Source organism: Paenibacillus sinensis (assembly GCF_019904155.1).
GTDB classification, from domain to species: Bacteria; Bacillota; Bacilli; order Paenibacillales; family Paenibacillaceae; genus Paenibacillus_AQ; species Paenibacillus_AQ sinensis.
Genome location: NZ_JAHCMB010000159.1, coordinates 1 through 22,747, shown reverse-complemented (window position 1 = coordinate 22,747; position 22,747 = coordinate 1). Strand labels below are relative to the sequence as shown.

General features: G+C 55.8%; 20 protein-coding genes and 1 other RNA gene. 1 reads left to right on the top strand and 20 read right to left on the bottom strand.

Annotated features, from left to right (window positions below):
- Positions 1-65: 65 nt before the first annotated feature.
- Positions 66-1,664, bottom strand: coding sequence for a MocR-like pyridoxine biosynthesis transcription factor PdxR (gene pdxR / locus KIH86_RS18545; protein ID WP_235775482.1), 1,599 nt, complete (start codon positions 1,662-1,664; stop codon positions 66-68).
- A gap of 95 nt (positions 1,665-1,759) precedes the next feature.
- Between pdxR and KIH86_RS18540 the strand changes: the two genes are divergently transcribed.
- Positions 1,760-2,977 carry an aminotransferase-like domain-containing protein gene (locus KIH86_RS18540; RefSeq protein WP_223080599.1) on the top strand — a complete coding sequence of 406 codons (1,218 nt, stop codon included), beginning with the start codon at positions 1,760-1,762 and terminating at the stop codon, positions 2,975-2,977.
- A 126-nt stretch (positions 2,978-3,103) separates the two neighbouring features.
- Here KIH86_RS18540 and rnpB read toward each other — a convergent pair.
- The 19 genes from rnpB to yqfC all read right to left on the bottom strand — a co-directional run bounded on the left by rnpB (position 3,104) and on the right by yqfC (position 22,522).
- Positions 3,104-3,525, bottom strand: an RNA gene (gene rnpB, locus KIH86_RS18535) — RNase P RNA component class A.
- Between the two features lie 95 nt (positions 3,526-3,620).
- Complete coding sequence (locus tag KIH86_RS18530; RefSeq protein WP_223080598.1) at positions 3,621-4,736, bottom strand: Nif3-like dinuclear metal center hexameric protein; 1,116 nt, start codon at positions 4,734-4,736, stop codon at positions 3,621-3,623.
- Positions 4,733-5,491: a tRNA (adenine(22)-N(1))-methyltransferase gene (locus KIH86_RS18525; RefSeq protein ID WP_223080597.1), complete on the bottom strand. Its 759-nt coding sequence runs from the start codon at positions 5,489-5,491 to the stop codon at positions 4,733-4,735. Before KIH86_RS18525 ends, KIH86_RS18530 begins: the two co-directional genes overlap by 4 nt.
- Positions 5,488-6,306 (bottom strand): hypothetical protein, encoded by an 819-nt coding sequence (locus KIH86_RS18520; RefSeq protein WP_223110600.1) that lies wholly within the window; start codon positions 6,304-6,306, stop codon positions 5,488-5,490. Before KIH86_RS18520 ends, KIH86_RS18525 begins: the two co-directional genes overlap by 4 nt.
- Before the next feature lie 174 nt (positions 6,307-6,480).
- On the bottom strand, positions 6,481-7,611 hold the full coding sequence (gene rpoD / locus KIH86_RS18515) for an RNA polymerase sigma factor RpoD (protein ID WP_223080595.1): 1,131 nt from the start codon (positions 7,609-7,611) through the stop codon (positions 6,481-6,483).
- 40 nt (positions 7,612-7,651) lie between these two features.
- A complete protein-coding gene (gene dnaG, locus KIH86_RS18510) occupies positions 7,652-9,469 on the bottom strand; it encodes a DNA primase (RefSeq protein WP_223080594.1) in 1,818 nt (605 codons plus the stop codon).
- A 40-nt stretch (positions 9,470-9,509) separates the two neighbouring features.
- A complete protein-coding gene (locus KIH86_RS18505; RefSeq protein WP_223080593.1) occupies positions 9,510-9,983 on the bottom strand; it encodes a YaiI/YqxD family protein in 474 nt (157 codons plus the stop codon).
- Positions 9,984-10,332: 349 nt separating this feature from the next.
- Entirely contained in the window at positions 10,333-12,402 is a 2,070-nt protein-coding gene (glyS, locus tag KIH86_RS18500; RefSeq protein WP_223080592.1) for a glycine--tRNA ligase subunit beta, read from the bottom strand.
- Positions 12,395-13,282, bottom strand: a complete 888-nt coding sequence (gene glyQ / locus KIH86_RS18495; protein WP_223080591.1) for a glycine--tRNA ligase subunit alpha — start codon at positions 13,280-13,282, stop codon at positions 12,395-12,397. The genes glyS and glyQ overlap by 8 nt, the downstream gene beginning before the upstream one ends.
- Before the next feature lie 406 nt (positions 13,283-13,688).
- Complete coding sequence (recO, locus tag KIH86_RS18490) at positions 13,689-14,444, bottom strand: DNA repair protein RecO (RefSeq protein WP_223080590.1); 756 nt, start codon at positions 14,442-14,444, stop codon at positions 13,689-13,691.
- Between the two features lie 36 nt (positions 14,445-14,480).
- Positions 14,481-14,624, bottom strand: a complete 144-nt coding sequence (locus tag KIH86_RS18485; RefSeq protein WP_223080589.1) for a YqzL family protein — start codon at positions 14,622-14,624, stop codon at positions 14,481-14,483.
- A gap of 107 nt (positions 14,625-14,731) precedes the next feature.
- Positions 14,732-15,625 (bottom strand): GTPase Era, encoded by an 894-nt coding sequence (gene era, locus KIH86_RS18480; protein WP_223080588.1) that lies wholly within the window; start codon positions 15,623-15,625, stop codon positions 14,732-14,734.
- 719 nt (positions 15,626-16,344) lie between these two features.
- Positions 16,345-16,761 carry a cytidine deaminase gene (locus tag KIH86_RS18475; RefSeq protein ID WP_223080587.1) on the bottom strand — a complete coding sequence of 139 codons (417 nt, stop codon included), beginning with the start codon at positions 16,759-16,761 and terminating at the stop codon, positions 16,345-16,347.
- 143 nt (positions 16,762-16,904) lie between these two features.
- Positions 16,905-17,300, bottom strand: coding sequence for a diacylglycerol kinase family protein (locus KIH86_RS18470; protein ID WP_223080586.1), 396 nt, complete (start codon positions 17,298-17,300; stop codon positions 16,905-16,907).
- A complete protein-coding gene (gene ybeY / locus KIH86_RS18465; protein ID WP_223080585.1) occupies positions 17,300-17,791 on the bottom strand; it encodes an rRNA maturation RNase YbeY in 492 nt (163 codons plus the stop codon). Before ybeY ends, KIH86_RS18470 begins: the two co-directional genes overlap by 1 nt.
- The gene (locus tag KIH86_RS18460; protein WP_223080584.1) at positions 17,788-20,049 is read right to left on the bottom strand and encodes an HD family phosphohydrolase; all 2,262 of its coding nucleotides are present in this window, start codon (positions 20,047-20,049) and stop codon (positions 17,788-17,790) included. The genes ybeY and KIH86_RS18460 overlap by 4 nt, the downstream gene beginning before the upstream one ends.
- 14 nt (positions 20,050-20,063) lie before the next feature.
- On the bottom strand, positions 20,064-21,035 hold the full coding sequence (locus KIH86_RS18455; RefSeq protein ID WP_223080583.1) for a PhoH family protein: 972 nt from the start codon (positions 21,033-21,035) through the stop codon (positions 20,064-20,066).
- A 6-nt stretch (positions 21,036-21,041) separates the two neighbouring features.
- Positions 21,042-22,232: a sporulation protein YqfD gene (yqfD, locus tag KIH86_RS18450; RefSeq protein ID WP_223080582.1), complete on the bottom strand. Its 1,191-nt coding sequence runs from the start codon at positions 22,230-22,232 to the stop codon at positions 21,042-21,044.
- Entirely contained in the window at positions 22,229-22,522 is a 294-nt protein-coding gene (yqfC, locus tag KIH86_RS18445; RefSeq protein WP_223080581.1) for a sporulation protein YqfC, read from the bottom strand. Before yqfC ends, yqfD begins: the two co-directional genes overlap by 4 nt.
- Between the last annotated feature and the right edge of the window lie 225 nt (positions 22,523-22,747).

The window sequence follows — 22,747 nt, the reverse complement described above, 5'->3', positions numbered from 1 at the left end:
CTTCCATTGGCCGGTGATGCTGGATATTTGGGAACGGCGCCGCCGTTCCCTCCCGCAACATCAGGTCAGCCCTGCCGGGCTGGCCTGTTTGATTTAGCTCCTGGCGCCGCCCCGCCTCCTGCCGCTTCTCCAAGCAGCTCCAACAGCTGCAGCAGCCCCCGCTCCATCTTCGTTTCTTCCATCTGGGCGTAGCAGATTCGAATATAACGGGCCGACGGCTCGCCCGAATAGCAGACATTGCCCGGCAGAAAAGAAATGCCCTGCCGGATTGCCCGGTCGTAGAGCTCCCCGGTATCGATGGAATCCGGCAGCTCCAGCCAGAAATTAAGTCCGCCTTCCGGTGTATTCCAGCGGACTCCCTTCGGCGCATGACGCTTCAGCATCGCCTCCGCCCGCGCCATTCGCGATTTCAGAGCAGATCTTAGTCCCTTCATGTATGCCTCATAACGGTCGGTGATAAAAGGAAGCACCGCCAGCTGGATAAGCAGCGGGCTGCCGAGATCGCTTGCGGCCTTGGCAGCGGTGAGCCGCTCCAGGATGTCGCCTTCCGCGGCGACCCCGGCTACCCGGCTTCCGGGAGCCAGCACCTTGCTGAAGCTCTTCATATAGACCACATGACCTTCCGCGTCCAGACTCTTGATCGGCGGCGGGGGCGGCGACTCAAAATACAGGTCGGAGAACGGGTCGTCCTCCACAATCAGGCAGCTGTAGCTGCGGGCCAGCTCCAGCAGCCGCTGTCTCCGCTCCAGGCTCATCGTGACGCCGCTCGGGTTCTGAAACGTCGGAACCGTATAGATCAGCTTGGGCGGCCGCCGGTCGCACATCTTGGTCAGTATGTCAACGCGCATCCCGTGCTTATCAACGGGGACGCCGATCATTTCCGCTCCCCTGCCGGCGAATACGTCGATCGCTCCGGTATAGCTCGGAGCCTCCAAATAGACCGTATCGCCCGGACCGACGAATGTCCGGGCCACCAGATCAATGCCCTGCTGAGTCCCGCTCGTAATCAGCAGTCCTTCCGGCGGTAGAGCAATCCCCCGTGTCCGAAGATGCTTGCGCACCGCCTCCCGGAGCGACGGATCTCCCTGGAAATTGCCGTAGGCCGACATCAGCTCCGGGCGCTTCGCGACCAGCGAAGTCATGGCGGCGCCGATTTCCTTGAGCGGAAGCATGCCGGAATCAATAGCTGCGAGATGAAATGAATACTCCGCCTCGGAGAAATTGAAATTGCGCCACAGTTGGGCACGAGGCAAATAGTCCTCATACTCCTTCTGCCACTCCGGCTCTGTCCGGCCTGAAGCGGAGCGGGATAGCGGATGGCCTGCATGCCCTGATGACGACTTCTCGTCAGCTCTCCGCTTACCGGCTCCAGATCTGTCGGCGGCAGCCTGTCCGTCTCCCAGCGGCTTGTGACCGGTTCCGCCCCCCGGCGCCGCCGCGAAACAGCCAAGCCCGTGACGCCGGATCAGCCATCCCCGCCTTTCGAGATCGGCATAAGCCTTGCTGACGGTGACCTGGCACACGTCAAGCATCTCCGCCATTTTACGCACGGAAGGCAGCCGTTCACCGGGCTGGAGAAGTCCCGACGATATGCGCTGGCTCAGCGTGTCGCTGATCTGAAGCGGCAGCGGCCTGCCGCTGTCTCGGTGTATCTCGATATGCATGACCATCGCCTCCGACTGTTATACTCGATCCTTTACTGTTATACAGCTCTGCCGCTATGATACCATCAAAATCAAAGGCGAGGAGCAAAAAATTTATGAAACCTTCCTATTCCGTTATGGCGAATCATCTTGGTTCGTCCGCAGTTCGCGATATTCTGAAGCTGACCCAGGGCAGCGATGTGATCTCGCTGGCAGGCGGGCTGCCCGGCGAAGATCTGTTCCCGGTCGAAGCGGTGCGCGAGGCGTATTCCCGTGTCCTGTCGGGAAGCTCTTCGGTTCTGCAGTACGGCTTGACGGAAGGGTATCTTCCGCTTCGCGAAAGCCTCTCTTCCCGGCTCGCCCGGCAGGGAATTCTGGCTTCTCCCGACAACCTCCTGCTGACGACCGGCTCGCAGCAGTCGATCGATCTGCTGTGCCGCATGCTGATCGATCCCGGCGACACCGTTCTGGTCGAGTCCCCCACGTACCTGGCGGCTCTCCAGGTGCTGGGCTCCTACCGCGCAAACATCGTAGCGGTCGAGAGCGACAATGACGGCATGCTCCCGGACGATCTGGAGCAGAAGCTGGCGGCCCACCGCCCCAAGCTGCTGTATGCTGTCCCCACATTCGGAAATCCGACCGGAGCCACCTGGAGCGAAGAACGCCGGAGAGCAGTGCTTGAGCTGTGCCGCCGCTATGATACGCTCATTCTGGAAGACAACCCTTATGGGGAGATCGCCTTTCCCGGCGGAGATCGGAGCAAGCTCTCCTCTCTGAAGGCGCTTGACGACGCCTCCGGCGGGGACACGGTTGTCTATACCGGCACCTTCTCCAAAATCGTCGCGCCCGCCCTTCGCACAGGCTGGATCGCAGGGAGCCGCGAGCTCATCGCGACGATTGCCCGGGCGAAGCAGGCCGCCGATCTGCATTCAAGCACAATCGATCAGAGGGCTTTGGACGAGCTGCTGTCATTCTTCGATCTGGAAGGCCACATTGCCGTAATCTCACGCGAATATGCCTCGCGCATGAAGGCCTTGTCCGCCTCTCTTCGCTCGGCCGGATGGGCAGGAGCTTCCTTTGAGGAACCGCAGGGCGGTATGTTCCTGTGGCTGACGCTGGACCCGTCCGTCAACACCACCCGGCTTCTGCCGCTGGCGCTGGAGAGAGGCGTTGCCTTTGTGCCAGGCGAGGTCTTCTTCCCTGGCCAGCCGAAGCTCAATGCAATGCGGCTGAACTTCACCCACACGCCGCCGGCGCAGCTGCCGCTCGCCATAGAACGGCTGGGTGAGGCGATTGCAGAGTGGAACAGCCTGGCCGAAGCCCCGGCTCTCTAACCACTTGCCGCTTGCAGACTAAAACATGCAAACAAAATCACGCAATCTAAAAAGCGGCGGCGCTTCCGAATTAACGGATGCGCCGCCGCTTTATGACGTTATAGGTCATATCAAGTGTTGCCAGTTTAGGAAAGTTTGCCGTAAGCCGGGTTCTGTGCTCGTTGTGGTTCTGTCGGGAACTACCCTCCCACTGTGAGCGACAATCATCTATCTAGGCCGTACATTGCTGCACAGCTCCAGCGACCAACCTAAACGCGCCTCAGGCGAAGGCTGCTTCTTCCGTGATGGAATCGGCTGCGTTCCATTAGGTCTTGCTCCAGGTGGGGTTTACCAGGAACGATGTCACCATCGCTCCTCGGGGTCTCTTACACCTCGGTTCCACCCTTGCCTGTGCCGTAAGTCTTGACGACCTGCGGCCATCGGCGGTCCGTTTCTGTGGCACTATCCTTCGGCTCGCGCCGACTGGACGTTATCCAGCACCCTGCCTTATGGAGCCCGGACTTTCCTCCCGCGGCCCTGCGGCCGCCGGCGATTGTCTGTCAAACTTTCCGAACAACATTGTATATTATACAGATTGTTACGACCTATAACAAGTGTTAACTTTCCCCTTTAGTGAGAAATCCCTGGCATGCTTCCAGTCCTGTTATCGAAATTGAAAAGGCTCCGTATCAATGACCGAAGCGTATACAGGCGTATCGCTCTTGCTATGGCTCAGCTTGTCCTTGAGCCATTCAGCAACCTTCTCCTTCATGATCTTCTCCGCATTATGGCCGGGATCGATCAATGCCACGCCCGCCATCAGGGCATCCTGCGCCGTATGGTAGTCGATGTCTCCCGTAACAAGCACGTCAGCCCCCCGGAAAATGGCGCTGGAGAGGAACTTGCCGCCCGAGCCGCCGAGAACCGCGGCTTTTTGAATCTTTTTATCCAGGTCTCCGACAACCCTAACCTTATCCACTTTAAGTCCTGTCTTAACGGTCTCGATGAACTGCTCCAGGGTCACTGGCTCCTTCAACCGCCCGACACGGCCGAGCCCGAAGCTCCGGCCCTTAAGATCCATCGAATAGAGGTCGTATGCGACCTCTTCATAAGGATGGGCCTTCAGCATTGCCTGCACCACCTTACCGCGGATGCCGAGCGGAACGATCGTCTCGATACGGATCTCCTCGGCCCGTTCCATTTCGCCCTGCTTGCCCATGAAAGGATCGGAGCCTTCACGCGGAACAAAGGTACCGACGCCCTCTATGTTGAAGCTGCAATGGCTGTAATTGCCGATCCATCCCGCTCCCGCATTCAGAATGGCGTCCAGCACCTTCTGGTGATGGTCCTTAGGCACGAAGACGACCAGCTTGGACAACTGCTCGGTATGGATATCCTTGAGCGAAGCGGTGTTCTCGATCCCGAGGGCTTCGGCCATCCAGTCATTCATCCCGCCCTCCGTCACATCCAGGTTCGTATGGCTGATGTATACGGCGATATCGTTCTTGATCAGCTTCTCGTAAAGACGTCCCATCGGAGTGTCTGTCTGCAGCTGTTGTATAGGGCGGAAAATAATCGCATGATGGGCGATAATGAGATTGCAGCCCTTCGCGATCGCCTCGTCCACCACATCGTCGGTTACATCAAGCGCTACCAGCACACCGGTAATATCCTTGTTCAGGCTGCCTAGCTGAAGTCCGATTTTGTCGCCTTCCTCGGCTACCGATTTCGGAGCCAGCTGCTCCATATATTGAATTACCGTTTGACCTTTGACGGTCATGAGAGCACCTCCCTGATTTCCCGTATCCTCGATTCGATTTCCGTCCGCTTCTCATCTGCGGATTCCAGCTCCGATCTGGTCAGCGATTGAAAAATCCGCTCCAGCTTCCGGATTTCATCCTCCCACTTATCCGCGAACACAGGCCCTCGCTGCCTGATGAGCCAGGGTCCCATAAGCAGCAGCGTCTCCATGCTGTACGGTTCTCTGCCCTTGGCTTCAGCTGCCGCCGAGTAGAGCGTGTCATTGGTTCTTCCCGCCGCCGGGTCCTCCGGCTCGGCAGTCAGCACCTCGTACCGCTTGCCATCCTCTTCCAGCAGCCCTTCCGCCGTCAGCACCCAGCCGTTCGCAAGCAGCCAACGGCGCAGGATGTCTTCGCCGACGTTCGGCTGAAGCAGAAGACGCCGGACACCTGCCAGTTTACCGTGTTCGGCGCCCCTCTGCAGAATGGCGGCGATCAGCGAGCCACCCATACCGGCGATGGTGATGCAGTCCGCCTCGCCGGGCTGAAGAACCGCAAGCCCGTCTCCTTGGCGGACGGAGATAAGGCCGCCGAGGCCGGCGTCCTGCACGGCCTTCTGAGCCGCGCGGAATGGCCCCGGATTCACCTCGCCTGCGATAGCCCGCTCTGCACGTCCGGTCTGAACGGCAGCCAAAGGCAGCAGCGCATGGTCGGAACCAATATCGGCCACGGTGGAACGGGCCGGAATCTGCTCCAGCAGAAGGGTTAGTCTTCGCGATAATTTGATGTTGTTCATGCAGTCACCCATTCGATCCATTTTTTTCTAAAAAGAAACAGCGCGGCAAGCTCCACTGCGATTTTACCGATCAGGAGCAGCGACATCCAGCCCGGATAATCCTTGCTCAGAAGCACCATGTCAATCTCCGGCATGAGCCAGAGAAGGGCGCCCACTCCGAAATAAACGCCGGATACACCCTTGAGCCGGTGATGCAGCAGCCAGCTGAGCCAGATCATCAGCACGCACAGCGGCAGCCAGAGCAGTTGCAGCTCCCAAACGCCGGCATCCGGGCGAAGCCTGTCCGCAAATCCTGCATACAGTAGACAAAGCGCTCCGAAGCCGCTGAAATGAAGCAGTCCGATCCGAAAGAAGAAGCCAATCGCAATCCAGAGCAAGCCGCATAGTCCGACAAGAACGGGAATCCAAATTCCCTGATCAAGCTCGTGCAGCGAAATAATCCACAGTCCGAAGCCGAGCGTCAGAAATGCGCCGATTCCCGCCAGCGAGAAGCTGAACGCAGGCATTCGGTCCCTTAATAAACCGGCATAACCGTAAGCCACAACCAGCATCGAAAAGGAGGTAGCAAGTTGCAAACCCAATGGAAAAACGCTAAAATAAAAACCAATTAGCAAAATCAAGGAAATAATTCCAAAAGCAAACAGCCATATTTTGATGCTTCCCTGCTGCAGATTCTTCAGTGTAATGGGATTCCGGTTCTTGGCCATTCCTTCGTCATCATATAGATTGGTCAAAAAATCGCAGTACTGCTCCGAGAGCAGCTTGGTCCGACGCCAATACTGGATTTCCCTTAAAATAATGTCTCTTTTTTCCATGTTCAAGTGGCATATCCCTCATTTCAGACGGTAGCTGGGTGAACTCAAAGATAAACGGCACCGGCCGTTTACCGAGAAATAGAAGACCAATGATGTATGCTCAGCTTCAGCTTTCTTATATTGTAAAACAAAAGGACCCCCTGCCGCATGCAGCAGAAGGTCCATAAAGAGCCTTTATTCCAGAAAATCCTTAAGCCGTTTGCTGCGGCTTGGATGACGCAGCTTGCGCAGCGCCTTCGCTTCGATCTGGCGAATCCGTTCGCGGGTAACGCCGAACACCTTGCCGACTTCCTCCAGCGTACGAGTGCGTCCGTCATCAAGCCCGAAGCGGAGACGAAGTACATTCTCTTCACGCTCGGTCAGCGTGTCGAGCACGTCCTCCAGCTGTTCCTTCAACAGCTCGTATGCGGCGGCGTCCGCCGGCGCGAGCGCCTCCTGATCTTCGATGAAATCGCCCAGATGTGAGTCATCCTCTTCGCCGATAGGCGTCTCCAGCGACACCGGCTCCTGCGCGATCTTCATGATCTCGCGTACCTTCTCGACGCTCAGCTCCATTTCAGCCGCGATTTCTTCCGGCGTGGGTTCGCGCCCCAGCTCCTGCAGGAGCTGACGGGAGACGCGGATCAGCTTGTTGATCGTCTCCACCATATGCACCGGAATGCGGATCGTCCGCGCCTGGTCCGCAATGGCCCGGGTAATGGCCTGACGAATCCACCAGGTGGCATAGGTACTGAATTTGAACCCTTTGTTGTGGTCGAATTTCTCAACGGCCTTGATAAGACCCATATTGCCTTCCTGAATCAGATCCAGGAACAGCATGCCCCGGCCCACATATCTCTTCGCAATACTGACGACAAGCCGCAGGTTCGCCTCGGCCAGACGGCGCTTCGCCTCTTCGTCTCCGTTCTTGATCCGCATGGCCAGCTCGACTTCATCATCGGCGGAGAGCAGCGGCACCCGTCCGATTTCCTTCAGATACATCCGCACAGGGTCGTTGATCTTGATGCCAGGCGGCAGCGAAAGATCGTCATCAAAGCCGAAGTCGTCTCCGTCGCTGTTCTCGTTCTCGTCATTCGGGCGGAGAGACACTTCTTCATCATTCTCGTTAACCACTTCAATCCCCAGATCACTGAGTTGCTCATAGAACTCATCCATCTGCTCGGGGTCTTGATCAAATGGCGACAATTTCTCCATGATGTCTTTGATATTCAGTGAAGATCTTTTCTTTCCATACTCAATAAGCTGATCTTTGACCTGGTCGAGCGTAAATTCCGTCTCCAATTCGGTATGCTGATCGTTCGCCATTATTCGACTCCCTCCTCCCTAGTGTTACCTCCGAGACCGGTTACTGTCTCTCTAGGGCTATAATCTCACTTGCTATTTGTGCCGCACGCAAATAATCACCGGCTTTTTCAGCCTGAATCATCTCTTCCCGTTTCTTCTCCATCATTCGCTGCACGGGATACTTCCGGACTTCGCGTATATAATCATCCAGAAGCTCAGGACTCCATGCCGGCGGCGTCTCCATCATGGATATGGAAGCCGCGATCTTCTCCAGCCGGTCGTCCTGCAGCGAGGACAGAAACCGGCTGATATCCGGCTGCTTGCCCTGAGCGTAATAGGCGTATAGATAAGCGGCAATTGCCGCATGATCATCGATGTTGAATTCTTCGCCGAGCCGTTCGTTCACATAGGCGGCGGCGTCGCTGTCCTGAAACATCAGCGACAGCAGGCTCCGCTCGGCGGCATGGTAAGCCGGCAGCAGCGCACGTGCCTGCACCTGCCCTTTTTTATGCCTACCATTATTCCACCTTTTATCGTTATTATCCCCTTCGGGCATGTTTTTTTGCATAGAAGCCCGCAGCAAATTGCAATCCTGCTTCAGACTGTCATAGCTCAGTTCCAGCTCGGAGGCGATTTCCTTCAAGTACACTTCTCTCTCCGTCGAGGAATGGAGGGAAGCAATTATTTGTAGCGCCTCCTTGACATATGCGATCTTGCCGTCTTCCTCTAGGAGTATATGGTTTTTTTTCAGATATATAAGCTTAAATTTTACAGTGGATACCGCCGACTCGACGATCTGTTCCCTGAAGCGTTCTCCGCCGTATCGGGACACAAATTCATCGGGGTCGAGTCCGTTCGGCAGTACGGCAACCTTAGCTCGCAGGCCGACGCCTTCCAGCATCGGGATCGCCTTCATCGCCGCCGCTTGTCCCGCCCGGTCTCCGTCATAGCAGATGATAATCTCGTCAGCCAGAGCCTTCATCATCGACACATGGTTCTCCGTGAGAGAAGTACCCATGGTCGCTACGCCGTTATGCACTTCCGAATCCCAGGCCGAAATAACATCACCGTATCCCTCGAACAGGACGATTTGCCGCGTTTTGCGGATGGATGATTTGGACTGGTGCAGATTGTACAGAATTCGGCTTTTGTTGAACAGCTTGCTGTCCGGCGAGTTCAAATACTTCGGCTGGCCTTCTCCGAGAATTCTCCCGGCGAATGCCACCACCTTGCCCGCACGGTTTGCGATCGGAAAAATAATCCGTCCGCGGAAACGGTCGATATAGCCTTTGCCTTCGCTTCTGGATGAGAGCAGACCGCCTTTTTCCATTTCGGCGAGATCGAATCCCCTTCTCTCCAGAAACTGTAGAAGCGTATCCCAACGGTCCGGCGCGAATCCGATCTGGAACTGGTCAATCATCTGATCGCTGAATTTCCGGGATCTCAAATACTCCATCGCGGCTTTGCCGTGTTCCGTATTCTTCAGCAGATAGTGATACAATTTCGCAGACCATTCATGCGCCTGATACAGCCGGTCCACTTCGGGACTGTGCGCGGACTGCATGCCCGCTCCATCCGGCACCGGAATGTCGCTCTCTTCGGCCATAGTTCTTACGGCTTCGGGGAAGGATAACCCTTCGATTTCCATCCTGAATTTGATGGCATTTCCGCCCATGCCGCAGCCGAAGCAGTGAAACACTCCTCGTTCCGGAGTTACAGTGAAGGACGGGGTGGATTCCGAGTGGAACGGGCAGAGGCCCCATAAATATTTACCCCGCTTGGTGAGATGGACAACCTTTCCTACGGTATCGACAATATCATGACGCGCCAGCACGCTTTCGATAACTTCCTCGGGAATATTGCCGTGTCCGCTTGCCACTAACAACCACCTTCATCTCTTGACAAATAAATAGTATTCGCTATGGCTGAACATTCTCCTGCAAATTTCTCAAAAGTTTTGTCAGTTTATGTTGAAAAAAGCGACGATCCTCTTCGGTAAACGGCTTCGGCCCTTTGGAATAGTGTCCCCGCCTGCGTTCCTTCGCTCTGGCGTGACGCCCTTCCAGCATCATATCCATGTTGCCCTCGTCATAGGTCTGTCCCCGGAACGAAAGGACATGGCAGCCTTTGGCGAGCGCCATCGCGGCAAGCCCGTAATCGCTTGTCAGAACAACATCTCCGCGCTTGACATGATTGACAATATAAAGGTCGGCGCTTTGATCGCTGTTGTCGACATGGACGATGTCCACTCCCTCCACGCTCTGCAATTCATGTGCATAGGAGGAAACCATCAGCACCGGTATGCCGCAGCTGCGCGCGGTTTCCGCCGTCTCCTTCTTGACCGGACAGGCGTCCGCGTCCACCACTACGACTGTTTCTCCAGGACTTGTCATGGGCTGTCACCGTTTCCCGTGTAATATATATACGCGCCGGGTGGGAAAAATCCTTCCGGCATGATCCCCGCGAACCAAAAAATAAGAAAAAACTCCGTTTGGAGTCACTTAAAGCAGATGCCTTGTCTCTTTTTTGCGATTGATAACTTGCAAGATCGGGAGGCCTGCCTTGTTTCGGAGACATAGAAGAAGACAAAGGATAAGCTCGGGGCTTATCCGTTTGTCCGCTTTGAGGCCGAGAGCATGCGCTGCCCGGCGCCGTTCCGTATATTAATACCCTAAAACCGTGATTTATACAACAAATGCGGCCTCTTCTCTATATATCGACAGATCAGGGGCCAGAATGAAGCTACCAGACCAGCTTGCCAAAGTCCGCAAAGCTCTTCATGTCTCCGTCGATGCCTGCGAGCAGAGCCAGCCGGTTGCCGCGGACCACCTCGTCTTCCGCCATAACCATAACGGAATCGAAGAATACAGTAATGGCGTTGCTCATGCCTGACAGAAGAGAAAGCGCGAGAGTCATATCGCCGCTGTCCAGCGCCTTGACATAAGGCAGATGAATCGACTGCCATGCATCGTACAATGCGCTCTCGGCCGCTTCGCTAAAGAGAGCAGGATCAAGTGCGGCTTCTCCGGCTTTGGATGCCAGATTTCCGACACGGGTGAACGAATCAACAGTGTTCTTGAAGTTCTCCTGGGACGCAACTGTATCCGCCAGCGCCTGGCTTCGCGAGACAACGGACACGACATTGTTATAGCCCGCAGCCATCACCGCGTCGATCACGTCATACCTCACGCTGCCTTCCAGCAGACGCTTGACGCGAAGGCCGAAGAACTCATATAGGGTTATACGCAGATCACCCTCGGAAAGTTTCAAATTCCGGCTAATTTCATGCACCTGGATGGCGATATCAAAAATATCGTTCAATCCGATCGGCAGCTTGCGCTCCAGTACAATCTGCACGATGCCCGCCGTCTGGCGGCGCAGCGCATAGGGGTCCTGGGAGCCTGTAGGAATAATGCCGATCGAGAAGCAGCCGACAATCGTATCGATCTTATCGGCGATGCTGACGATGGACCCGGCTTCGGTCGACGGAATGACATCGCCTGCAAACCGCGGCTGATAGTGCTCGAACACCGCTTTGGCTACTTGCTCGTCTTCACCGGCGAGACGGGCGTAATCCTCGCCCATCGTTCCCTGAAGCTCCGGAAATTCGTAGACCATCTGGGTCACGAGGTCGAACTTGCAGATGTCAGCTGCGCGGCTGACCTTCGCGCGCTCAGCTGCGCCAAGCTTGGCGGCCAGCGCATCGGCAATTTGCCGGATGCGGCGCACCTTGTCTGCGACGCTGCCAAGCTCTTCATGATACACGATATTCTCCAGCTTTGCGAGCGCATCTTCGATCTTCAGCTTCTGATCTTCTTCATAGAAGAATTTGGCGTCGGACAGTCTTGCACGCAGCACCTTCTCGTTGCCTTTGGCGATCGTCTCCAGATGTTCGGCATTGCCGTTGCGCACCGTTACGAAGTATGGCAGCAGCTTGCCGTCCTTGTCCAGTACCGGGAAGTAACGCTGATGCTCGCGCATGGACGTAATCAGCACTTCCTGGGGAATATTCAGGAACGACGGATCGAAGGTTCCGAACAGCACGGTCGGCGTCTCTACCAGGAAGAGTACTTCTTCAAGGAGATCCTCCTTGATTGCAATCGTCCAGTCCTTCTCGCCGGCCAGACGGTTGATCTGCTCCAGGATCAGGCTTTCGCGTTCCTTGACGTCGGCGAGCACATACTGTCCCCGAAGCGCCTCCACATACTGTGATGGCTGCTGAATAACCGTCTCCTGGCCGAGGAACCGGTGGCCGCGGCTGACATTGCCGGTCTTGACGCCGGCGATTTCAAAATCAATGACGGCGCTGCCGAACAGAGCAACCAGCCAGCGGATCGGACGGACAAATTTGAAGTCATAGGCGCCCCAGCGCATATTCTTCGGGAAAGTCATCGCATGCACGATGCCCGTCAGTCCTTCAGCCAGCAAAGACGCCGATTCGACACCCTTGCTGTTCTTGGTTGCGTAGATGTATTCAACGCCGCCCAATTCCTTGAATATGAAATCGTCCGGGCTTACGCCCTGGCTTCGCGCAAATCCGAGCGCTGCCTTGCTCCATGCCCCGTCTTCGCCGAGTGCGATTTTGCGGGAAGGCCCCTTCACTTCTTCGCTGACATCCGCTTGACGCTCGGAAGCATCCTTCACGAGAACCGCCAGACGGCGCGGCGTCGCGAACGCCTGCACCTCGCCATGCTCGATACGGGAAGACTCCAGCCATTTCTCCGTTCTCTCTTTAAGCTGCTCCATCGCCGCACGGATAAAGCGTGCCGGGATTTCCTCCAGGCCGATTTCAAACAGCAGATCCTTAGCCAAGGTGAACACCTTCTTTCTTCAGCAGCGGGAAGCCGAGTTTCTCGCGTTCCTCCACATAGGTCGCCGCTACCTGGCGTGCCAGATTGCGCACTCTTGTAATAAAGCCCGTACGTTCTGTCACGCTGATTGCGCCGCGCGCATCCAGCAGATTGAAGGTGTGCGAGCATTTCAGCACATAATCGTAAGCCGGGAACACGAGATGCCGGTCCATGGCCCGTCTGGCTTCCGCCTCATACGTATTGAACAGGCCGAACAGCATGCTTACATCCGATACCTCGAACGTATAAGTGGAATGCTCCACTTCCGGCTGGTGAAAAACATCACCGTACGTCAGGCCGTCCACCCACTCCAGGTCGAATACATTTTCCTTCTCCTGAATGTAGGAAGCGAGGCGCTCCATGCCGTACGTAATCTCAACCGATACCGGGCTTGTCTCGATGCCGCCCACCTGCTGGAAATACGTAAACTGTGTGATTTCCATTCCGTCCAGCCACACTTCCCAGCCAAGACCGGCACAGCCCAGCGACGGATTCTCCCAGTTGTCTTCGACGAACCGGATATCGTGCTGAAGCGGATCAACGCCGAGCGCCTTCAGGCTGTCCAGGTAAATTTCCTGAATATTGTCAGGCGACGGCTTGATAATGACCTGGTACTGGTGATGCTGGTACAGGCGGTTGGGGTTCTCCCCGTAGCGTCCGTCGGACGGACGGCGGGAAGGCTCGACATAAGCAACCTTCCATGGCTCCGGTCCGAGCGAACGCAGGAACGTCATCGGATTCATTGTGCCTGCGCCTTTTTCCGTGTCGTATGGCTGAACAATAATACAGTTCTGTTTAGCCCAGAACTCATTCAGCGTCAAGATCATCTGCTGAAAATTCATGTTACCCGACTCCTTCGCTTTTAAATTTCCATCTGCGATGGAGGCGGTGCTTTTGACATATCAAAAAGCTCCCGCCCCCATGCCTGAAATTCAGACATAGGGACGAGAGCTGTGCATTCTCCCGCGGTTCCACCCTACTTGATTCCACAAATCTTCCGGATCATCCGGCGAATTTCGGAATCCACTTTCACTGCCGCTTTGCGCACTCCCGGACGCCCTTTCATAACCGCTGCCTACACCGGGCTTTCACCATCCCCGGCTCGCTAAAATCAGCACCTCGGCCACTACTTTTCCGTTCAACATGCTTGCCGTTAATTACCCGGCGGCGGCCCTTCCGATATGCTGCCTCATAGTGGCAGACTTCAAGAAGAAACTGTTCCTATATTAACGGAAAAGAGGGCTTTCGTCAAATCCCGTATTTATCGAGCTGGTCCAGGAAGCTCTGCGATTTCAAATGCAGCCCAAGTTGGGCGTCCATGAAACCGCGCATGATCTTTTTTAGCTCCTCTCGGGTGCTCTCCTTGACATCGACATTTCCAAGTCTGGTCAGGTCGAGGGCGGCGAACAGCCGGAGCAGCTTCAACGACCGTAGCGAGACCTCAAGAGCGGGAGGATCATTGTGCCGGCAGGTGCGGCATAATGTGCCGCCCAGCCTCGGACTGATCCGCAGCTCCTCGTCCGGCTTCTCCTCGCCGCACACGACACAGGCGTCAAGCTGCGGCCCATAGCCGGCCGCCTGCAGAATTTTCATCTCGAACACGTTGGTGATGACGCCCGGTTCCTTGCCTTGTTCCAGCGCGGTCAGACATGCCGACAGCTGCCGGAACCAGAAGCTGCCCGTCTCTTCGTCGTGAAGCACACGGTCCAGCAGTTCGCATGCATAAGCCCCGTAGGCCGCTTTGACCAAATCCTCACGGATCGCATGATGGGAATCGATAATTTCGCCGGAGTTCAGCGTGCCCAGGCCGCTGTTATTTCGAAAAAATACGTAAAGACCTTGTGTAAAAGGCTGGACCAGAGCAGCATGGCGGCTCTTCACCTTCTTGGCTCCCCTGACGAGAACGCCTACCTTGCCCGTATTTTCGGTGCAAAGTGTAATGATTGCATTCCCTTCGCCGTAGTCCATACTGCGGAGGACGATCCCTTCCACCCTGTGTAGCATGCCTCTTCCCCCAACCACTGGGCAAGCAACCAGTCCTTATTGCGCTTCTTCATCATAGACCTGCTCTTCTTCCCCCACGGCTCCAGCTTCCCTTTCAGGCATATCCGCTGCCTGGCGGTACAGCAAGTAGGCGTCGACATCACCAGTCATTGCAAAATACTTCCACGAAAAATCTCGCATTCGTATATCCCCCTTCGCAAATCACGATGCCTTCCTAGAGTAGGATGGCCTTTGCGATGGGTTCTATCCTTGCAATTCCTGGCAGTCCGGCACGCCTGTAGAAGAGATTACTGATCCTTGTGGAAGCCCAAATCGCGCAGAACGCGCTCCTGGTTCCGCCAGTCTTTTTTCACTTTGACCCACAGCTCAAGAAATGTCTTCGAGCCCAGCAGGTTCTCGATATCGGTGCGGGCCCGTCTGCCGACTTCCTTCAGCATAGCGCCCTGCTTGCCGATGACAATGCCTTTCTGCGAATCGCGCTCAACAAAAATAACGGCCGAAATATGCACGACTCCGTTCGATTCGGCGCGCATGTCCTCAATCGCTACCGCAATGGAATGCGGGATCTCTTCGCGTGTCAGATGCAGGATCTTCTCACGGATTAGCTCAGCGATGACGAACTGCTCCGGATGGTCGGTGACTTGATCCTCCGGGTAATACTGCGGACCCTCTGGCAAATACTTCTCCAGCTGTTCCAGAAGCGTGTTCACATTGCTGCCCACTTTGGCGGAAATCGGAACGATCTCGGCAAAATCATGCAGCTTGCTGTACTCCGTAATCATCGGCAGCAGCGCATCCGGCTCCAGCTTGTCGATTTTGTTCATGACGAGAATGACCGGCGTCTTTACGTTCTTCAGCTGCTCGGCAATGAAGCGGTCTCCGCCTCCGAGTCCCTCGGATGCATCGATCAGGAACAGCACCGCCTCTACCTCGCCCAGCGTGCTTATGGCGGTCTGGTTCATGTAATCGCCCAGCTTGGACTGGCGCTTGTGAATGCCCGGCGTATCGAGAAAGACGATCTGGGACTTATTCGTTGTGTATACCCCGTGAATTTTGTTGCGTGTAGTCTGCGGCTTGTCCGACATGATGGCGATCTTCTGGCCGATGACCTGGTTCATCAGTGTCGATTTGCCGACGTTTGGCCTGCCGATTATTGCGACAAAGCCTGAATGGAATGACATATGTTCCTCCTGTTCTACCCCCTCAATCCCCCTGGTAGGGGGACTCCAAGGGCTCCGCCCTCTGGACACCCTGAAATTGGCGTGCCTGCTGCGGTTGCGTCGTTGATGGGACGGTGGCGAAGGACTCGCTTACGTTCCCTTTGGTCACCCGCTCACTTTGGCGCCTGGAAAGCAGGTGGTGCGCGTAATGTGGCGGGTTATATGCTGCTGTGTGCGTGTGCACGCTCGCTCCTTCGGAGCATCGCTTACGTCTGTGCACAAAGACGAGGAGCGATGTGCTGCGTTTACCTGCTGCTGTGTGCGTGTGCACGCTGGCCCCTTCGGAGCATCGCTTACGTCTACGCACAAAGACGAGGAGCGATGTGCTGCGTTTACCTGCTACTTCGTGCGTGTGCACGCTGGCCCCTTCGGAGCATCGCTTACGTCTACGCACAAAGACGAGGGCGATGCGTGGCGTTTACCTGCTGCTGTGTGCGTGTGCACGCTGGCCCCTTCGGGGCATCGCTTACGTCTGCGCACAAAGACGAGAGGCGATGTACGGCGTTTACCTGCTGCTCTGTGCGTATGCACGCTGGCCCTTCGGGCATCGCTTACGTCTGCGCACAAAGACGAGGAGCGATGTGCTGCGTTTGCCTGCTACTTCGTGCGTGTGCGCGCTGGCCCCTTCGGGGCATCGCTTACGTCTGCGCAGGGCACAAAGCTCCTTTACTTTACGCTTCTTACGGCTTCTGTCCTTGTCTCAATTCCTCGGAGCCGAAGGCGCCGGGAAGCAGCTCGCGCACCGTCGTCTCACGGATATCGCCCTTCATATTGCCAAGGATGACCTTCATATCGGGATCGCACAGCTCCGCGATCACCTGGCGACAGATGCCGCAGGGCGTGATCGGCAGATCCGTGTCGCCGACAACGGCCAGCGCCTTGAATGTACCGGGCTTTTGACCGTGGGCCATCGCGCTGAACAGAGCGGTGCGCTCCGCGCAGTTGGTTGCGCCGTATGCGGCGTTCTCAATGTTGAAGCCCTGGTGCACCTTTCCGTCCTGATCGAGCAGCGCAGCTCCCACACCGAAACGGGAGTATGGAATATAGGCGTTGGCGCGTGCATTGACAGCTTCCTCTAGCAGAAGTTTGGAATCCATATTATATCCCTCTCCCTGATATCATTATTGTTGCCCGATTGGACTGCGTTCCTTGCGGCGGGCTTTCACAGAAATAAAGACAAAGACGGCGGAACCGCCCTGGGAGCTTATCCGCCTGTAATTGGTATAATGCTGTATTCAGATTATGACATAAACCCCGTAATCCAGTCCATCACCGGATGATAAAAAACATAAAGGCCCGCAAGCACCGCGAACACCGCGGTCAACAACACCGCCCCTGCGGCGGCATCCTTGGCCGCCTTGGCCAAAGGATGAATGTCCGGAGACACGAAATCGACCACCGATTCCACCGCCGTATTCATCAGCTCCGCGCTGAGAACCAGCGTAATCGCCAGCAGCAGGAGCATCCAATCACCCGGAGATACCTTGAATAAAGCGGCCATAACCAGCACGATGACGGCGACTCCGGAGTGAACCCGCATATTCAGTTCGTTCCGGAAGGTAAGCGCGATGCCCTGGGCCGCATACCTAAACGACTTCCAGAAACGCTTGGGACCCGCCGCCGTATTTTTCGGCATCAGCGGGTCAGCCCCACCTGCGAGAGCACCTGCTCCTGCTTGCCCATCATCTCCGCTTCGGAGGCTTCGTCCTGATGGTCGTAGCCCAGCAGATGGAGAAACCCGTGTACGAACAGAAAGCCCAGCTCGCGCTCCAGCGAATGTCCGTATTCTTCCGCCTGCTCCTTGGCCCGGGTGACGGAGATAATGATATCTCCCAGCATATCGGGAATTTCATCCGACGAATCTTCGACCTCATAGACGATTTCAGGCTCGTCCTCCCCGGACTCGTTCAGAGCGAACGAGAGCACGTCGGTGGGACGGTCGATGCCCCGGTATTCCCGGTTCAATTCATGAATCCGTTCGTTATCGACAAAGGTCAGATCAACTTCGCCGCCGTCGACTCCTTCCAGCTTGCCCGCTTTTTCTAAAATTTGCTCCAGCAGCGAGATCAGCGAATCGCCGATTTCCAGTTCCTGCTGTTCATTGTTCCATACCAGCTGCAAGCTCATGCATGCACGGCCCCTTCCTCTTTTTTCGGTTTCTTGGCGTCCTCCGGATATTCAATCCGCGAATGGAAAATGCCCATCACCGTCTCTTTCAGCGTTCGCGCGATAATATCCAGTTCCTTCAGCGTCAGGTCGCATTCGTCGAACTGATGGTCATCCAGACGGCTCTTGATAATCTTCTCGATCATCGTCTCCACCTGTTCCACAGTTGGGCTCCGCAGCGATCGCACGGCCGCTTCCACGCTGTCGGCAATGCCAATAACCGCCGATTCCTTCGACTGCGCCTTCGGGCCGGGATAACGGAAATCATCCTCGGTGAAGTCGGGCTCCACGCCTTTCTCCTCCGCCTGCCGAAGCGCTTTATGGTAAAAATAATGCAAGAACGTCGTTCCGTGATGCTGCTCCGCGATATCCCGTATCGGCTTCGGAAGCTTATACTCCTTCAGCATTTCCACCCCGTCGCGGGCATGGGCAACGATGATGGATTTGCTCAGCATGGGATCGATCGAATCATGCGGATTCTCCATATTGTTCTGGTTCTCGATAAAATAAAACGGTCTCTTCGTCTTGCCGATATCGTGGTAATACGAACCGACCCGGCACAGCAGACCGTCCGCGCCGATTGCCTCGGCTGCGGCCTCCGATAAATTGCCGACCATGACGCTGTGATGGTACGTTCCCGGCGTCTCGATCAGCAGCTTGCGCAGCAGCGGGTGATTCGGATTGGACAGCTCCACAAGCTTCAAGGCGGAAAGAATACCGAAGGCCGATTCGAAGAAAGGCATAAGTCCGATGACAAGAACGACGGTAACAAGGCCGCCGGCGAATGCGAACCCGATGGCGTATACGGTTTGAACCTGCTGCCAGTCGCCGCCGCCAAGCAGCTTGGTCATGAAGACGGTGAGCGATCCGAGCAGACAGACAAGTATGCCCCCCTTGAACAGCGTCGCCCGCTGGCCCGCACGATAGGTCGCGAACACGGCGGTGAACGAGACAATAAGCGCAAAGAAGCCGTAATTGAAATCGAAGATCGTATTCGGCTGCAGGTTCAGAATGACGCTGGCAAGCGCAGAGAACAAAATCGAACAGAAATAGGCCAGCGTTATATCTAGCAGCAGCGACACAAGCATCGCCCCGATGGCGACGGGCGCCAGATAACCCATGTAAGGCCGGGTATCGCTCTGAAGAAACGCCGCGATTCGCAGGGAAAGGACCGTAATCAAAAAGACGAGAAACAGCATAAGCAGCTGCGAATTATTGTACTTGAAGCCGGAAGACCCGGTGTTCCCCGACTGCCGGATAAACATCAGGAGACCAAACGCCAGCAGGACAGACAGGATCAAGAGACCAAGCTGAGGCCAATAATCGACGTTGGTCCGCAGCAGCCCGTTCTCGTCCAGCAGCTGGTATAACTCGGGCGTAATGGGCTGCCCTTTTTTGACCAGCACCTCACCTTGTTCGATATATACGGGCGGCGTGTTGTCCCGCGCCTGCACTTCCGCATCCTTGGTCGCATCCTCATCGTAGAACTTATTGGCTGTGATCGCGAGGCGGGCCAGCTCCTGAACGACCTCGCGTGCCGTCCGCTGGTTCAGGGAACTTATACTGACCTGCTCGGCCACCTTGGCGCGGGCCGCGTCGGCATCGGTAATCTGGTCGTTCATCAGCCGGCTGACGATGTCGCGCGCCACCGGTTTCATATCAATAACATCCTGCGACGTCAGGCGCGGAATCTTGATGAACGTCTCCTCGGGAATCGAATATGCCTGCTCCTTGATCTTGTCCTGCATCTCGGTCAGCAGATTATCCGAATATGTCCCGGCGCTGCGGGCCGATGCCACAAAACTGAGCACGTAATCATTCGCACGCTGAGGAATCTCCTCCCGGTAGATCGCCGTCTTGTCGCTCTGAGAGATGGAATCATCCTGATTGAGCCGATCGATCCGGTCCAGCAGTGAAGTCACGAGATTCTCCGCACGTATCTGAATAATCTGGTACTTGGGCTGAACATTTTCCGCCGCCTGCTCCTGAGCTTTGAGCGTCGCCTTCTTGTCCTGAATCTGCATAGGCGCCGTAATCTCCTTGGCGCTGAGCGTATTCTCGCGAATGTCATACCTTTTGGGCAGCAGATCCGTAGACAGGCTGAAATAAAACAAAACACCCAGCAGCAAAAACAAAGCATAGCGCGCCCCCGCGCTATACTTCCAGCCGGAATTGTTGTAGGTGAATCCGCTGAATTTGGAGGGTTGCTTTGAAGTCATGATGACAGTCCCCTTTATTCAAGGTTTTCAGCTGAATGCTCATAGGCCACAATGATCTTCTGCACCAGGGAATGCCGCACTACATCCTGTTCACCGAAATAGACGAACCCGATCTCATCGATTCCGGACAGGATCGTGTTGGCCTCGATCAATCCGGATTTTTTGCCCCTTGGCAGGTCGATCTGGGTAACGTCCCCCGTGATAACCATCTTGGAGCCGAATCCGAGTCGTGTCAGGAACATCTTCATTTGCTCTGGCGTCGTATTCTGCGCTTCGTCCAGGATGATGAAGGAATCGTCAAGCGTGCGTCCACGCATATACGCCAGGGGCGCAATTTCGATCAGGCCGCGCTCAAGTGCTTTGGCTACCTGATCGGGCCCCATGACATCATAGAGTGCGTCATACAGAGGGCGAAGATAGGGGTCCACCTTCTCCTGAAGATCTCCCGGGAGAAAGCCCAGGCTTTCTCCCGCTTCCACGGCCGGCCGGGTCAGGATAATCCGTTTGACCGCCCCTTCCTTCAAGGCAGCTACGGCGAGCACAACGGCAAGATACGTTTTTCCGGTCCCTGCAGGACCGATGCCGAATACGATATCCCTCTTCTTGATGGTTGTGACATAATGCTTCTGTCCAATCGTCTTGACTCGGATCGGTTTGCCGCGGAAAGTGGTGGTAATTTCGCCCTTGAACAGGTCCAGCAGCTGATCGGCCCGGAAATCCTTGGCCAGCTCGACGGCATACTGCACATCCCGCTCGCTAAGGATATATCCGCTTCTCACCAGGGAGAGCAGGGATTGGAACAGCTGAGCCAGCATGTCCACTTCCCGCTCTCCGCCTCTCACGTTGAGCTCTGCTTCCCGCGAATCGATCACGGCGGGGATTTCTCTCTCAATCAGCTTAAGGAATCCATCCTGCGGGCCGAAAAGCGCCAGCGCTTCTCCCGCGTTTTGCAAAGATATGCGTATGCTTGCAGTCTTATCTGACAAATAGCCTCAGTCTCCTTGGTTGTATACTAACGGAAGCTCTTCCGCAATTCTTTCATCCACTTCAAACAACACTTTCATATAAACTTTACCATTCTCTTTCTTCTCATGCAAAATTTTTTGGGCTTTGACGACGCTGTCGCTGCCATAACGGGCCTTGATATCGGCCACCGCCCGGGCAAGACCTTCCTGCTTCGCCTCCTCTGGCGTAAGGGTGGTTTCGGTTTCTTGGAGCTCCATTTCCTTCTCCGTCATCCATCCCAGCGGCAGGCTGTATCCTCTCCAGGTGAGAGGATCATGCTCGATCAGCGTCCGGGATTCTGTAAAATGTCCTCTCCCGTATCCCCACAGCTGAACCGCCCAGTCTCCGATGACCAAATAGCTGCGGTCCTTCCTTTCCCCGGTGTAGGCGGTATAGGTCCGTGCCAGCGGAGCCTCGATATTGTACTCATGCCAGACGAGACCCCTGACCTCTCCCTTCGCCACAACCGTCTGGGAATTCTCTTCATCGCCAAGAATGCCGGATATCAGGACATCGCCCTTCTTCACCCTCGCATTCCGCTCTACGACCGGCCTGCCCTGCTCTGCGTAAATATCGGTGATCACCGCATCGGTGCGGCTGATCAGATGACGCGGGCTGTTCAGCTTCTGCGCTTCCGGCAGCGCGGCTTCGACAATCTGGATTGTAATCGCCGTCCCGCTTCTCTGAATCCCTACCCAAGATACCCCCGGAAGCCGGGCCGCCAGCTTCTTGGAGAGCTTGTCCGGCGAATCCAAGTGCCATATCCACTGAAATGGATATATGCCTTCCTGGCGGGCGGCGTCCAGCACATCCTCCGAGGCCAAGTGGCTGTTCCCTTCCACCCTTACACTCCATACCAATGAACAGAGAAGCACGAGAGCAATGCCGAACAGCAGCAGTCCCCCGGCAAAAAATTTACGCTTCAGCAGCCGCGACGCTACGAAAGGCAGTCCAATCCTGCCCTTGACATGCATCCGGCAGCCTGTCTGTTTCAGAAGCGGCCGGAGAGCGAAAAAGTCATGCAGCAGCACATGCAGCTCCGCTCCGTTACCGGATGCTTTAACATTCCATATGGCGATACCCGCTTCGTTCACGGCATTGATGAACCGCTCGGGGCGCTCGCCCCGGATATGCAGCCGCACCGTTCCGCGCATCCATGACAGCGGCGGTTCCTTCATCTGCTCTCCCCGCTTTCCTTATATTTGATCTCGCTGACTATGCCTGTAAGCGTCAGTTCCTTTCCCAAAATGGACGTTACCACCAGATCTTCTCCGACGATCTCAAGCGAGCCCTTCGCCAGCGCAAGCTTGAGCTGCCCGGGGGAAAAGTGCAGCACGCCTCGATGGTTCTCAATGATCATTTCCCGATTCCCGATAAGGGTGATCCGGGGCATGTCGCTCAGCAGATCCTGCGGCAAATCCAGCAGTCCGCCCGTCCATCCCTTCAGACTGCGGCCGATCCGGGTCATATGTAGACGCTCCCCCTTCCTGTACTGTACACCTTATGCGAAAGCGCGCCGATTTATGAAGCGCCCGAAGCGCGCATATCGCATACTGATTTCATAAGCTGAAGGGTTTCATCCGTTAAGCGCAAAAAGGAGCACAGCCTTGTACTCCAATGTCATTAAGATAAGGCACAGGCCCAAAAATGAAGAAAAAGAGCAGGTCATCGTACAGATGGCTCGCTCTTTTTT